11 protein-coding genes are annotated in these 13,912 nt (G+C 55.7%); 1 reads left to right on the forward strand and 10 read right to left on the reverse strand.

What is annotated here, in order from left to right; genetic code table 11:
- Window positions 1-359 precede the first annotated feature (359 nt).
- The 3 genes from JO972_RS02135 to JO972_RS02145 all read right to left on the reverse strand — a co-directional run bounded on the left by JO972_RS02135 (window position 360) and on the right by JO972_RS02145 (window position 2,316).
- A complete protein-coding gene (locus JO972_RS02135) occupies window positions 360-1,052 on the reverse strand; it encodes a DUF1963 domain-containing protein (protein WP_309488342.1) in 693 nt (230 codons plus the stop codon).
- A 130-nt stretch (window positions 1,053-1,182) separates the two neighbouring features.
- Complete coding sequence (locus JO972_RS02140) at window positions 1,183-1,662, reverse strand: hypothetical protein (protein WP_309488343.1); 480 nt, start codon at window positions 1,660-1,662, stop codon at window positions 1,183-1,185.
- A 186-nt stretch (window positions 1,663-1,848) separates the two neighbouring features.
- Window positions 1,849-2,316, reverse strand: a complete 468-nt coding sequence (locus JO972_RS02145) for a hypothetical protein (RefSeq protein WP_309488344.1) — start codon at window positions 2,314-2,316, stop codon at window positions 1,849-1,851.
- 363 nt (window positions 2,317-2,679) lie between these two features.
- Here JO972_RS02145 and JO972_RS02150 point away from each other — a divergent pair, with 363 nt between their 5' ends.
- Window positions 2,680-3,900, forward strand: coding sequence for an integron integrase (locus JO972_RS02150; protein ID WP_309488345.1), 1,221 nt, complete (start codon window positions 2,680-2,682; stop codon window positions 3,898-3,900).
- Between the two features lie 60 nt (window positions 3,901-3,960).
- Here JO972_RS02150 and JO972_RS02155 read toward each other — a convergent pair whose 3' ends face one another.
- The 7 genes from JO972_RS02155 to JO972_RS02185 form a co-directional block, all read right to left on the reverse strand.
- Complete coding sequence (locus JO972_RS02155) at window positions 3,961-5,382, reverse strand: dihydrolipoyl dehydrogenase family protein (RefSeq protein ID WP_309488346.1); 1,422 nt, start codon at window positions 5,380-5,382, stop codon at window positions 3,961-3,963.
- A 195-nt stretch (window positions 5,383-5,577) separates the two neighbouring features.
- Window positions 5,578-7,491, reverse strand: coding sequence for a selenocysteine-specific translation elongation factor (selB, locus tag JO972_RS02160; protein ID WP_309488347.1), 1,914 nt, complete (start codon window positions 7,489-7,491; stop codon window positions 5,578-5,580).
- A 294-nt stretch (window positions 7,492-7,785) separates the two neighbouring features.
- Window positions 7,786-9,324, reverse strand: coding sequence for a hypothetical protein (locus JO972_RS02165; protein WP_309488348.1), 1,539 nt, complete (start codon window positions 9,322-9,324; stop codon window positions 7,786-7,788).
- A gap of 33 nt (window positions 9,325-9,357) precedes the next feature.
- Window positions 9,358-10,683 carry a hypothetical protein gene (locus tag JO972_RS02170; RefSeq protein WP_309488349.1) on the reverse strand — a complete coding sequence of 442 codons (1,326 nt, stop codon included), beginning with the start codon at window positions 10,681-10,683 and terminating at the stop codon, window positions 9,358-9,360.
- 10 nt (window positions 10,684-10,693) lie between these two features.
- Complete coding sequence (locus tag JO972_RS02175) at window positions 10,694-12,151, reverse strand: LSm family protein (RefSeq protein WP_309488350.1); 1,458 nt, start codon at window positions 12,149-12,151, stop codon at window positions 10,694-10,696.
- A complete protein-coding gene (locus JO972_RS02180; protein WP_309488351.1) occupies window positions 12,148-13,146 on the reverse strand; it encodes a prenyltransferase/squalene oxidase repeat-containing protein in 999 nt (332 codons plus the stop codon). The genes JO972_RS02175 and JO972_RS02180 overlap by 4 nt, the downstream gene beginning before the upstream one ends.
- Window positions 13,147-13,203: 57 nt before the next feature.
- Complete coding sequence (locus JO972_RS02185; RefSeq protein ID WP_309488352.1) at window positions 13,204-13,899, reverse strand: hypothetical protein; 696 nt, start codon at window positions 13,897-13,899, stop codon at window positions 13,204-13,206.
- Window positions 13,900-13,912: the final 13 nt, after the last annotated feature.

Consider the following 13,912-nt stretch of genomic DNA (forward strand, 5'->3'; position numbering starts at 1 on the left):
GCTAGTTTTCCACCTTCGATTCTCCAAGAGACATCGAACCCTTCACAGATACAACCGTGTATTTGGTTCTCCACCTCACCAAGTTTCAACGAAGTCGTCCCCACACACTCGGGACCACAAAATTGTCGCAACGTAATATCGGTAATTGTTGTATCTTTCGTCTCCTCCCTGAACCGCTGAACCAGAGAGTCTGCCTTCTTCAACACGGGATTCATCTTTTTAGCGAACGTCATAGCGCACCAATCCCTGACCGGGAGGCGAACGTCGATGACGGGTTAAGGGTTGTAATCATAAAATCGATCCGAAAACACAGCGCGGTCAGGGATTGGGTGCCGCGACTTGTTCTCTCTTGGTTTCTGTTAGTAAAAGTCATAGTAGATCTTCCACGTTCCGAGCTCGGGATGACGCCAGAATGTCAGACTACCATTGTCAATGACGTTGAGTTGAATCTTCGCATCCGAAGAAATCTGGAATACAAATTCATGGGGATGCAGGTCGACCCCTGACTGACAGAACGAGGGAAATCCGCCGAACTTGTGGCCATACACATGTGATGTGACGTCGTAGTAATTCGAAATCTGGTTGTTACTCTCAAGAGCTAGAAAGGCGTCTTCCTGTTCGGAAGTCAGCCCGCCACCGTCCCAGACAGGGTGATCTGTCGCGACCAACTCCGAACGTAGGGGAAATGGCTTCAGCCCTTCACCATCGTTCTTGAACTCTTTACGCACGAGTCCAGCAATCTCCCGATACTCTCGAATCGCAAAGCAACCGTCCATCAAATCAGAATCGCCTTCGAGCTCGGGTGATATAAATGCAGTCAAAAGAGTAAACCCAGAGAGCGAAGCAGGAATATGGGGAAGTGCCTGAAGATAAAACTGCCCTAACTCCATCATTCGATTGCCGTGCTTGTCCAACGGGACATCCTCGTCTGGCAAGTAATGAGATACACGCCCAAGCCATGATTCTTCGATTTCATTGGTGGGGCGGAATCCGCCTACCTCGAATGTCGTGCAGGGTCGGCTTACCTGTTCAAGAAGCGTGGCGAGATTCATTTTTGAGAGAACGTCATAGCTCACCTATCCCTGACCAAGGGGCGAGCGTAGACTTATGGTGAATAGTTGTAGTGGTCATAAAACGTAACATCGGGGCAGGTCAGGGATTAGGTGCAGCGTCTTGTTCTGCTTAGTTTAGTGTTAAGGCGATAAACCGGAATTGAGGGAATTGCTTTGATGTTTCGATCAGCTCTGCAAGTGTTCCTTCGGTCATTCCTTTCGTTATAGCTAAATCCAAAACACCCATCTCAATAGTGTCGTTGATCTTACTAAATATCAATACATCCACTATCGCGTCGTTGCCGTTTAATTTAGCATTCCTACCCCAAGAGGCATTGGCTAAACGCCAGCCTGCGTCAATATCGCCTTGATAAAAAGGATGTTGACCTGTGTGTGACCGAAGGCACCAGGCCCAATAATTCTTTCTGCTACGTTCAGGGAAAAAACTCGCTGTAATATAGTTACCTCGCTTTAACTCTCCAGTTCCTAAAACTAATGAATCACCATTCTCAATTTGCCGAACTTGAGCTGATTCATAGTTTGAGGCACTTGTGATGTGATAAAACTTTACGCCGGTTGTAGGAGGTTCATCACTAGATGAGTAGTGCATGATTTGGCTAAAAACAATAACCTCAGCAGTCTTATCTCGATGTTTGCTGCACCCGACAACTAGAAGAATAATTACACTTAGAATAATAGGGGTAAATCGCATATTTTTTAGCAGAACGTCAAGGGTGACCCGCCGCCTACAGGCAGCGCCACTCCGCAACAGGGTTAAGGGTTGAATTAAATAGGGTCATGTCGACTCGGGGCGTGTAGGCGGTTGGTGTCCACCCGCTTGTTCTCTCAGGTTTTGTTCTGCGCGGTTGATCGCGTCCTCGGCAATCCTGTCTTGCTCGTCGCGCCGCGAAAACCACTCATGGCCACACCAACTGCAAATGCATGCCTTGGGTGTTGCGACGAGATGGCCACAAGCTTCGCATCTGTTCAGGTAGAATAGCTCGGGACACTCACTTTCGATTCGCTGCAAAACGCGATCCGTAAAGGCATCGAATCCATCGCGAAGCTCCGAAGCGATATAGGCATCATCCCAGTCCCCAAACATCTTCCTGAGCATCTTGTCCTGAGAGGGTGAATTCGCAGCCTTTTGCCGTCCGAGATAGGCCTTGTAAACGCTTCGCTCAGCCTCAGTGCAGATGACGGAGAAATGAGCCCAAAGATAACGTCTTAGCTCCGTCTGCTCATTGTAATCCTGCACGGGCATGTTTTTAGAGAGAACAGTGTTATTAGTTGACTCGAGTAGTAGAAACTTTCAGACGCTTAATTATCATAGCTTGTTAAGTGTAGAGTTGATACCCGTTGTAATGCATAAATTCTAGCTTGTTAGTTCGAGGCGCCGCAAGAGAAATAATGGATAAGTTCTGTTATTTGTATGGATGAATATAGTATCTGGAGGTGTTATTACGGGTTTATTGCTAGTCACAGATGGTTAAAATACATCCGGAATGAAAGGTGTCGTTTTTTCTTGATCCAATATTCATGTGAACAGTATGTTTGTGTTATGAGTCGGAATGATAATGCAAAGATTGATCGGCAGGCTTCGGAGGGGAGGACGGAAGCAAAGATCGTGGACTGGCGTGAGGACATGTTAGCTTCGCGGGATTTGAATGATCGAGAGAAACAGGGGTATGGTTTTCTGTTATCTTGGTATGAAACGTGGCGTATCTCCAGGCGTTTGCAGCCAAATTTACAGTCAGCTCGTCAATTTTGGAGGCAAGAGGTTCTCGCGAAAGATCGTAAGCAGTGGCAGTTGGAGCAATGGGCACAAGCTGTTCGCTGGTATTTGCAGTGGCTGGATATATGTGCCAGGCAGGGATGGGCGACGGTGAGTCTGGCTGAGAAGGTGAGGGATGCGGTGGAGCGGACTGGTGCTAGGCGTGGTTTGGCGTTGAAAACGAGGCAAGGCTACGGCAGCTGGGCCGCCCGTTTTGCGGCTTGGGCTGGTGTGAGAAAGCGAGTTACGAATCCTGAGTATGCTCGTGATTGGTTGGGGCAATTAGTAAGTCAGTCACGTGTGAGTTATGCGACCCAGAAGCAGGCCCTGAATGCTCTGGTGTTCCTTTACCGCGATGTGTGTGGCATGGAAGAAGTAGATTTAGGTGTGAAGCTGCGCAAAACACCCAAGCGTATCCCTGTGGTGTTGGATATGAATGAACTAATGAAATTGATCGAGAAGCTAGAGCCCATCTACCGTCTGCCGGCACAGCTTCAATACGGCGCTGGTCTAAGAGTCAGCGAGCTAGTGAATCTACGAATCAAAGATGTGGATACTGAACGACGGCAACTCACCGTCAGAGCTGGAAAGGGGGATAAAGATCGGGTAACTGTGGTGCCAGCTCAGCTGGTAGAATCCATTGAGTTGAACAAAAAACGTGCACGCCTGCTTTATGAAGAAGACCGGCGCAATAAGTCACCAGGAGTGTTTTTACCAGGGGCTTTGATGAGGAAAATGCCTAAGGCTGGAGAGCGGTGGGCGTGGTTTTGGCTGTTTCCGGCGAGGGATTTGTCGAAAGACCCTGACTCTGGAATCATCAGGAGGCATTGCCTTCATCCAGCCGTTTACTCAAGAGCCCTGCAGCGAGCTGCGCTGGCAGCAGGGATTGAAAAACGAGTGACTTCGCATGTGCTCCGCCACTGTTTTGCTACGCACTTGTTAGAATCAGGTTGTGACTTGCGGACGATCCAAGAGCTGCTGGGGCACGGCGATGTGAGGACAACGGAAATCTACACCCACGTAGCCAAAGGGGCGAACGGATGTGGTGTTAGGAGTCCGTTTGACGACTGGTGACAGTGAGGCAGATGCTGACGGCGAGGAGGTTTTCTGTCGCCAGGAGCTCCGCACAGCTGATCAGGCATCTGCGATGTCTTCGGCCGGGTAGGTCCAAATTTCACTAAGCGTGGGGTGGTAGTGGGGGATGGTGGCCAGCTGGCCGGCGGTGGCGCGGAAGGCCATGGCGACGACGATCTCGTGGATGAGTTCGGTGGCTTCGGGGCCGACCACGGACCCGCCGAGGATTTCCTTGGTTTCGGCATCGGCGATGAGTTTGACGAAGCCGTGCTCGGTGCCGTGCACCATGGACTTTCCGTGATCGTTGAATGGATAGCTTTCCACGATGACCTTTTTCCCTTCCTCCTCGGCCTCGAGTTCGTTGATCCCGACGGAGGCGACTTGGGGCTCGGTGAAGATGCCGTAGAGCTTCAGGCGGTAGTCCATGAGCTGGAAGCTGCTTTCTGGATCGCCCCGGAGAAGTTTAGCGGCATTGGTGGCGGCTTTTTCACCTTGTTCGATGGCGAGGTGGACAATTTCGTAGGGGCCGCAGACGTCACCGGCGGCGAAGATGTGGGGGCAGCTGCTTTGCACGGCCTTACTGATGACCACCTTGCCCTTGTCCAGATCCACTCCGGCCTGTTCCGCCTGCAAGTGCCCGGTGTTTGGCTTGCGACCGAGGGCGCAGAGGATTTCTGCCGCCTCGACGCTGAGGGATTGATCGTGGTGATCGAAGGTGATTTTTTTCATCCCCTCGGCAGTGGTTTCCACCTGCTGGATTGAAGTGCCGCAGAAAACTTGCATGCCTCGTGCCTCCAGTGCTTCTTGCAAGGTATCGGCCAGGTCGTGATCCATGCCGCTGAGCAAGTGCTCGCTGCGCTGGATGACGGTGACTTTCTTGCCAATGCCCTCGTAGTAGTGAGCCATCTCCAAGGCAATGGCACCACCACCTAACACGATGATGGAATCCGGCACATCTTCTTGGTCTAAGACATCATCGCTGGTGACGTAACCGGTTTCCTCCAAACCGGGGATATCCGGCACCGCGATGGATGATCCGGTGGCGATGACAAAGCTCTTCGCCGAGACGGTCAACAGCTCGCCACCATCGCGAGGTTTGACTTCCAGTGTATGGGGATCTGTGAAGCGGGCGTGGCCGCGGATGAGATCGAATCGGCCGTCCTGCAGCTGCTCCGCGCGGTAATCGCTGAATTCACTGATTAAGCGGCGTTTGCGGGCGATGATGCTGTGGGTGTCCGGCTCGCCAGCTTCGGCGCGGAGGCCAAATTCTTCAGCTTCGCGAATGACGATGTTTCTGTTAGCCGATTCGATCAGTGTCTTACTAGGCATGCAGCCGCGAAGGATGCAAAGGCCACCGAGCTCATCGGCGCCATCGATGACGACGGTTTTCAGTCCTTCGGAAACGGCGGTGCGTGCGGCGGCGTAACCTCCGCTGCCACCTCCGATGACGGCGAGATCATATGTGTTGGTTGATTGGTTCATTAGTTGATTAGTTGATTAGTTGATTAGTTGATTAGTTGATTAGTTGATTAGTTGATTAGTTGATTAGTTGATTGGTTGATTGGTTGATTGGTTGATTGGTTGATTGGTTGATTGGTTGATTGGTCGATTGGTCGATTGGTTGATTTGTTGATTTGTTGATTTGTTGATTTGTTGATTGGTTGATTGGTTGATTGGTTATTGAGCGAGGGTGCGGTAGTTATCGTTTCTGATGGTTAGGCCGATGGCGTCGAGGTGCTCGAGCAGGGGCATGACGACTTTTCGGGTGGAATCGAGGTGCTGGCGGAGCTCGCTGGCGGTGGCTTGACCACGCTCGCTGATGAAGGACGTGACGCGGTCGGCGGCGTGATTCCGGACTTCGGTGCTAATGACGACCTTGGGATCGAGTTCAATGACTTGGCCGGAGCGGATGAGGAATTTCATCGCTTGCTCGGACTTTGCGCTGGCTGTGAGGTCGGCTTTATTCGGTGGCTGCAGCCCGCATTGCTGCAGATTTTTCAAAATAGCCTGGGCCTCCGGGGCGATTTCTTCAGGCAGTGTCAGCTGGTGTTTTTTATTCGCAAGCCCCTTGCCGTTATAGAGGAAACCGCGCTGCTCCATGGCCTCGGGAAGCAGGAGGAGTAGCTTGGGGGGGAGTTCCGGAAGTTGCTTGGCCAGTTCGTCCGTGGGCATGGCTGGGATGTCCGGTCGCTTGCGGTGCCAGGTATTGATCGCCTTGGACGCTGCATCCAGCTGGGCATTCCACCATGGTGCATCAAGCCAGAGGCCACCGTGGCTGATGATGGAACCCTCTGAGAGCATGCGCTTAATCTGGGCGGCAATGGCCTTGGGGTGAAATGGGCTGTTAGGAAGTGGGTTTCCCTGCGGGATTTGGTGGTCGCGCTCTAGCAGGGAGCTGAGGTAGGGCGGAATGGTGTCCGGGCTGGTGGCTCTGGCTTGTAGGAAATGCTCGCGTGCCTCGGTGCGGAATCCTTGACGCCGGGGCTGGGCATCCAGGACGGTGCCGCCAGCCAGGGTGCTCTGCTGAGAGCCATCGCGCAGCACCACACGGTCGCCAGTTAGAAAGAGCAGGGGTGTCTCGAGGCGCAGTTGGGCCAAGCAGTCTTCACCGGGGTGCAGCTGGGTGCGATCGTTGAGAATCACCCTCGCCTGGCAGCGTGTGGAGCCGTGGTGCAGCATCACGGTTTCGGTATTTTTCAATGCCCGGGCCTTGAAGCCGGGGATCGGGCGGGCGAGACGTTGCAGGTGGATATCGACCGTATCTGTGGGAGTGCCGATATGGGGAGCGCAGAGGCTGTGGCCACGCTGTGCGCCGGTTTTCCCCGGGCCGGCAATGGGTAAATCCGGCACGTTGAGAGCGGTGCGCATGCCTGGCAGGGCGGTCTCGAGCGATTGATTGTGGTTCTGGATGTAACGAATCTTGGTCTCGAGCCCCAGCGGCTGCAGCGTTAGGGAATCGCCCACATGCACCGCACCCCCACTGAGCGTGCCGGTGACCACGGTGCCAGTGCCCTTGGGGGAGAAGATGCGATCGATCGCCAAACGTGCCTTCCCCTCGGGTGGGTGCTGCGGGCAGTGGTGCAGGTTTTCTAACAAAACTTGTTGCAGAGCATCGATCCCATCGCCTGTGACCGACGAGACCGGCACGATGGGAGCATCTGCGAGGGAGGTGTCCTTAAGTTCATCGCGCAGGACTTCGATGGAAAACGGCACGTCCTCGCAGAGGTCCGCCTTGGTGAGGGCGATGACGATGTTTTTGATGCCGAGGTAAGAGAGGATGTGCAGATGCTCCTCGGACTGCGGCATCCAGCCATCATCGGCGGCGATGATAAAGATGGCGAGGTCCAGTGCGCCGACGCCGGCCACCATGTTGTTGACGAAGTCGGCGTGGCCGGGGACATCGACAATGCCGATCTCGTAATGCGCCTCACCATCGGTCAATGCCATGTGGGCAAAACCTAGCTCGATGGTGACACCGCGTGATTTTTCCTCCGGTAAACGATCGGGGTCCGAGCCGGTGAGGCACTTCACCAAGGAAGATTTTCCATGATCGATATGGCCTGCGGTGCCTAAGACGAGATAGCTGCTCATGCTAAAGCTACGATCCGCGAAGAGTGGCTGTTAGGAAAGGGGTTTTTAGTGCGATTTTTTTTGCCACCGGTTCGCTGATGCTACGCAGACGATGGATGCGGCTTTGGCGACGCATTTTGTTGGGACTGGGGGACCACGGAAGATGTGGAATGCTCGGAAGGTCGCTGGGGGGGGGCGGCTTGTTTTTTTTGACCGCGAGTCTGGCGAATGGGGCGAGTTTTTATTGGATGGCGGTGGGACCACCCTACTACGCCGAGGCTACGCAGGGCTCGCGAAAGGGCTGGCTCAGGGGGATTAGCGGGCTGCTTGTCTGAGTTTGTTTTGCTCTTTGTCGTAGATGTGGAAATCGATACGACTGAAGGCGTTGAGATCGAGCGAGACTTCGCCGAATGCTTGGCTGTAGCCGCTGATTTTTCCATCTTGGAAGGACGCGAGGCGGAGGGTGACGTGGCCGCCCTCGTGGAACCACGCGCGGACGTCGCCGGCGTATTTTCGTGGTTGAGCACCGGTGTCGCCGAGACTCAGGGACTTGATTCGTTTGAGGGGAATACGGATGGGGGTGTATTTGGTCTCGATGATCATGCGTCCGTCCTGGACCTTGCCGACGGTGCCGGGGACTTCATCGCCATTTTTCAGAATGATGCGGTGCGGGGGCAGGGCGTCTTTCTCGTCGGCATCCTGTTCCTTGTCTTGCCCGGCGGGCTGCAGGTCCAGCTGCTGATTGGGCAGGCTGGTGCCGTTCCATGGGACCACGGCGATGTTGGAAATCTCGATGGGGTATCGTTTTTCACCGACAAACGACATACCGGTGCCCAGGTTCTCTGGATCGGGTGCCTGGGACTGCAGCACGCAGACGTGCACGTTATCGATGTAAACCGTGATGGTTCCGGACTTGCGATCGATATAAATGTCAAAGTGGGCATCGGTTTTATCGCGTGGCAAATTGAGTTGTTTCCAACGTCCGCCACGCGCCACCACGCCACCACCGTTTGCTTTCCCCCGGGTGCGCAGGTAAGCGTAGGAGCGGTTGAAATTAAGATCGTAGTAGGCATCTGGTCGACCCTCCGAGACATCGCTGGAGTAGAGGTGCAGGCGGAAGCGCATGGAGGTGTTCCAGCGGGTGTCGAAGCTGATGTGGGCCTTCTCGGTGAGGCCGATATCGCGGCCGATGGCGCCGTCCGAGGTGGATTTCAGCGAACCGCTTTCGAATTCCCATGCCTTGTTGTCATCGGCAAATGTCCACTCTTTGATGCTGTTAGGCCCGTAGTAGCTGCCGGGGCCATTGCTGATGATCTGCAGGGACTGCACCATGGAGCGTTTTAGGCTGATGATGCCACCATACCACGTTTCCAGCTTCACGCTTTCGGGCGTGAGCTCGTGGAGGCTCCCGAAGAGGGTATCGCCCCGGGTTTCGCTGAACGAGGGTTGCAGTCTGACCCGGGCGACGGTTTCGGGGCGAGGTCGGTGTTTCCAGGTATCGAGCTGCAGCGACAGGATATTCTCCACGGGAAAACCGGCCTTTTGGCGCAGGCTGTCCGAGGTGAACTCGAGGTTGCCCTCGTCATCCATGCCGTGCGGCAGGCCGCTGAGTTTATCGCCATTGGTGAGAAAAATGCGCGACTTGACCGCTGGGTCGTCGGACGCCTGTTCTGCCGCTCCCTCGTCGGTGGCTGGCACGTGGCGAGGCTTGGCTAGATTTTTACCTGCCTGCTCGATCGCCTCAAGCACCTCATCGGCGCGGACGGCCTGAGTGCCGGCACAGAGAGCCATGAGCATGCCTGATAGAGCGAGGGCGCTGAACCGTGCTGAAATGGGGTGGAGTGAATCTTTCATGAAGTGAGATGCGTGGTTGTGCTCGCTAAGGGCTTATTTGCTTTGGGCGATGCTGCGCAGGGCTTCCGGTTTCAACGTGAACTGGCCGAGGATGGGGTGGTTCGCGCTGATGCTACCATCGTCCAAGCGCGCTTGATTGAGCTGCACGGAGCCGGATCCGTGAAGGTGGGCGGTGAAGGTGGATTTGGGATAGGGGGTGACATTTTTCGCTTTGGCGAAATACAGACTGCTGATCCGGCGATCCGGCACCATCAGGGGTTTGGTCGCGTGTTTAACATCCAGCTGGATCATACGCCGCCCCTCGCCGCCGCTGATCGATGCGATATGACCGGAGATTTTCTCCCCTTCGCTATCGACCAAGACATCGGTGACGGAGTCGATGATTTTGGTCTGGAACCTCGACGGTTCGCCATCGTTCCAGTCGCTCACCTTGATATTGCTCAGCAGGGCGGTGGTGCCGCGGCTGGCGCGGTTGTTGAAAATGATGTGGTTGCCGTCAGCGGTGGTGAAGGTATCGGTGCAGGTGGCGGTTTTGTGGCCATCGATATACAGCAAGATTGTTCCCTCCACGCGATTGACCCGAAGATCGATGCTGAGTTTCCTACTTTTCACATCGTGCGGTTTGAGATCGATATTGGCCAGCAGTGCGGGGTGCTGGTCCTTGACGATGCGTTTGATCTGCATGCCGGCGGTGTTGAACAGGAACTCGTAGGTGTTCTGCTTAGTCTGGGCGGCATCGGTGCTGGCGCAGAAGCGGAAGACAAAATTCGGCGTATCCTGCCAAGCGAGGTCGAAGCGGAAGCGCACGTTGTCCGGCAGGTCGAGCTCGCGAGCCAATTGGCCGATCCCCTTGCCGGTGTAGACGCCGTCCTTCAGGCGCCACTGGCCAGAGGTGCTGTCCCACTCCGAAGGCTCTTCCGTGGCGGTGTAGATCAGTCGCTCCTGGGAGAGACCGAAACGCAGAGAAGTCACCTGCTGGCGCGGCACGGTGAACTGGCCGGCATACCAGGTGGAAAATGCCACCTTGTCCTGATCCATGGAGAGCACCTTGCACGGTAAGGTATCGCCATTGGCCAAGGTGATCTGCTCTGAATGCGGCTTCGGCACGCTGCCCTCGCTGGGGAAGGTCATGCTCTCGATGGCTTCCGCGTGAATCTCCAAGGGGCTGGCGGAGACGGACGACTGGATGGTGGTGCCGTCTTTCCCCATGTGGGTGATTTTGCCCGTGAGCACATCGCCATTGGTCAGCTGGATCACATCGGCATGGGCGCCACCGACACTGGCCAGAAAGAGGCAGGCAAGTCTTGACTGCATCGTGCTGGAAAGGTGGAGAGCGGGTGAAAAAAGGCGAGAGTTCATAGTGGGGAGCTTAAAAATTATCATCCCAGTTATCGAGAAGACTGTTTTTATTCGAGAAATCAATGAGGTTAATATAATGCGCATCCAGGTTGATTTCACCTAGGAGTTTGGTGAGCAGCTTGGTTTTTCCCTGTTCACCCTGCGAGGGGACCCCGGAGATGCGGCCGTAGGGGTAGATGTAGAAATTCACCGCCTTGGGATCGAGCTCGGTTTCCGGTTTCACCTTAGTCGAGGCGAGGTGGATTTCACCCACTTCGTCCATGGGGATGAGCATTTCATTGTCGTAGGCGCCTTGGAAGCTGACTTTGCCATCGCGGATCGACTCAAACTGCCCGGAAAAGCGGTCGATGCCATTGTTCAGCAGGATGATATCGCGTTTCTCCGACTGCATGCTGCGGGCCGAGTCCTTGAGGCCATTCCAGTGGGAAACCACCACATCGCTGACGCGGATCTCCGACTTGCCGCTGTATCGGTTTCTAAAACCGAGGTGGCTACCGGTGCCGGCGTATTCCTCGCCGAGCGACCACTTTGCTTTGAAGGCACCGTTGAGGAAAAGCATGATATTCTTCTTATTGCGGTCCAGGCGCAGTTCGATATTGGCTTCGCTTTCGGTCGACAGACCCAAGCTGGCCTGGCTGCCTTCCAAGCGGGAGTTCTGCGGTTTGCCGTCCTTATCGAAGGTGCAGGCGTAGAGGGATGCACTGTGGCTGGAAAGCGACAGTAAATAGCCGTGGCCGATGGTGGCTGCCATTTCCGTCTGACTGGTCACCCGGGTGTTATACATTGGTGGATTGAAATCCGCGTGCAGTGCAATGGTGGTGTAAAGGGTGCCACGCCAAGCGAGGTTGAAGGAAACCCGGCAGGTGTCCGGCATGATGTCCTCACGGCAGAGGTAGTTGTTCTGGCTCACCCCGGAATACCAGGAAGTGCCGATCAATTTCCAATCGGCCGGCGGCTCTTCATCGGCCTTCTTTTCTTTCTCTCGCTCTTTCTCGACGGCGGGGTCGATGTAGCGGTAGTTCGGCACCGTTTTCCAGCCTTCCTCATTGAGTGGACCGTAGTAGACGAGCTTGCCACCGAAGGGGGTGGGGGAAATCTTAGCGATCGCCTCGCGTGGCAGTTCCAAGCCGCCCAAGTGATCTGTTTTCACGGTCACTGTCTTTTCGTCGGCCGTGACAATGGTCCCCGGGATCACATCGCCATTGGTGAGCGTGACGCTGGATTTTTGGCCGATGGCCTTGTGCGCCTTTCCGCGGTTGAGCACCACGCGTTGCAGCTTGGTGGTGGAAAAATGGATGGGCTCAGCCGCTTCCGGGTTCTTCCAGATCAGGGTCTCGGACTGGCCGAAGGAGAGAAACTCACCGTGTAAGGTGTCGTTGTTGGAAAAGCGCAGCAGGTCCGGCGCGGCCGGGCAGGTCTGGGTGCCCGCGAGGAGGCCGAGGGCGATGATTCGAGTCAAAGGATTCATTTTTCGTAGATAGGAAGAAAGCGGTAGTTGAGAGCGAGTGAGAGCAGGGCACCGGCGGTGCTGAAGGCATTGCCGTGGTTGCCGGCCCACGAGCCGTCCGGCAGCTGGGTCACCGAAAGCAGGCGGATGTTATCCTTGTTCCAGGCGTTCCATAGCTCCTCGTCTGCTTGGAAAAGGGCCTGCGACATGTAGTAGCGGAAGTAGAAGGGGTAGCTATTGTCCTGGGTGCGGATATTCAGCTTGAGGAACTCGGTGGACTTCTTGTAGCCCGCCTCGTCCTTCTTCTTGGCGAGTGACCAGCAGAGCGAGCCGATGGCGGTGAGAGTAAGGCGACCTCCCCCCTTGCTGGTGTAGCCGTAGGCACCATTCGAGCTGCGGCAGGTGCGCATGTAGGCCAGCCCTTTTTCAATCGCCTCGTCCGGCACCGCGACGCCTGCATTGCGTGCGGCGAGCAGGGCGACGATCTGGCAGCCGGACACGGTGGTATCGGCGTGGCGGGTGGTGGGGTCATAGCGCCAGCCGTGTTTCGGGTTCACCTTTTGAGCTTTGAGGATCAGGTCCACCGCCTTCTTCAGGGCGGGGGCGATACGTTTGTCATCGACCATGCCGTAGCACTCGGCCAGCGCGAGGGTGGCGAACCCGTGATCATACATTTGCGGCCCGATGTAGCCTTCCGAGCTTTCCTTTTGTTTCTCAAACAAGAAATTGAGCGACTTGCTGATCTTCTGCGCGTAGGGGCCGTAGTTGGGATCCTCACCGTGGGCGAGGAATGCCAGGGTGCAGAGAGCGACAACACCTGGCCGAGTGCCACTGCCACCGCCCCAGGATCCGGATGCGTCCTGGCTGTTCGACAGGTAGCGCAGGCCGCGGGTGTACATGGTTTCCACCTGCGCTGGGATGGTGTCGTTCTGGCGGCGCGGAAGCGACTGCGCCTGCGCGAGTTCCGGCAGCACGAGGGCTGCCAGGAGGAGAGATGAGAGAATGAATTGTTTCATGGAACGTAAGTTCGGGGATCTCGCTATCGGGGAGACGGCGTGAGGACTGGGGATGGATTATCGTTGGGTGGACTTCTTCGCGGCGCCGCGGTTATAAGCGTCCATAGCTTTTTGAAATTCCCGGGGCAGGGAGCTGCCGGCATTTCCTGAATTTTTCGGCACGCGGCGTTCGCCACCCTCGGCGGTGTTGTCCGGGTCGCCGGGTTTGCCACCGCCACCACCGGAGCCTTTGCCTCCGCCGCCGGCACCTTCGCCTTGCCCCTCACCTTCGCCAGGTTTTTTCCCCTGACCGGGTTGCTGGCCTTCGCCGACGTCTTTACCGCCTTCCATCATGTTCTGCAGCATTTCCATCATCCCTTGGGACTGTGGCTGACCTTGTCCTTCGCCTGCTTGCTGCTGTTGTTTTTTGGCGGCTTCAAAAATTTTCTCAATGACCTCGGTCTGGGTGGCGATGGTGGCGCCGCCGGTGTCCTTCAGCTCGAGCTGGTCGATGGCATCGGCCATGATGGTTTCCACCTCGCGCAGGAGATCGATCACCTTGGGGTTGGTCTGTTCATCGATGAGGTCCTGCACATCGGCGGAGAGGTCGTCCTGCTCGTTGGCGAGCTTTTTCGAGCCGTTGCTGTGCTTGGCCATGCCTTCGGCGAGCGCCTCTTCGGTCGGTTTTTCCGGAGCCTTCTCGCTGGCGGGAGCGGCGATCAGTGTCGGCACCACGAGGGCGGTGCAGAGGAGTGAGATGCGGGTCATTTTCATGAGGTCAAATGGG

Origin of the sequence: Oceaniferula flava (assembly GCF_016811075.1) — a bacterium.
Lineage (GTDB): Bacteria > Verrucomicrobiota > Verrucomicrobiia > Verrucomicrobiales > Akkermansiaceae > Oceaniferula > Oceaniferula flava.

Coding starts and splice junctions, on each gene's coding strand:
- JO972_RS02135 (WP_309488342.1), bottom strand. CDS start 1,052: ATGAATCTCGCCACGCTTCTTGAACAGGTAAGCCGACCCTGCACGACA.
- JO972_RS02140 (WP_309488343.1), bottom strand. CDS start 1,662: ATGCACTACTCATCTAGTGATGAACCTCCTACAACCGGCGTAAAGTTT.
- JO972_RS02145 (WP_309488344.1), bottom strand. CDS start 2,316: ATGCCCGTGCAGGATTACAATGAGCAGACGGAGCTAAGACGTTATCTT.
- JO972_RS02155 (WP_309488346.1), bottom strand. CDS start 5,382: ATGAACCAATCAACCAACACATATGATCTCGCCGTCATCGGAGGTGGC.
- selB (WP_309488347.1), bottom strand. CDS start 7,491: ATGAGCAGCTATCTCGTCTTAGGCACCGCAGGCCATATCGATCATGGA.
- JO972_RS02165 (WP_309488348.1), bottom strand. CDS start 9,324: ATGAAAGATTCACTCCACCCCATTTCAGCACGGTTCAGCGCCCTCGCT.
- JO972_RS02170 (WP_309488349.1), bottom strand. CDS start 10,683: ATGAACTCTCGCCTTTTTTCACCCGCTCTCCACCTTTCCAGCACGATG.
- JO972_RS02175 (WP_309488350.1), bottom strand. CDS start 12,151: ATGAATCCTTTGACTCGAATCATCGCCCTCGGCCTCCTCGCGGGCACC.
- JO972_RS02180 (WP_309488351.1), bottom strand. CDS start 13,146: ATGAAACAATTCATTCTCTCATCTCTCCTCCTGGCAGCCCTCGTGCTG.
- JO972_RS02185 (WP_309488352.1), bottom strand. CDS start 13,899: ATGAAAATGACCCGCATCTCACTCCTCTGCACCGCCCTCGTGGTGCCG.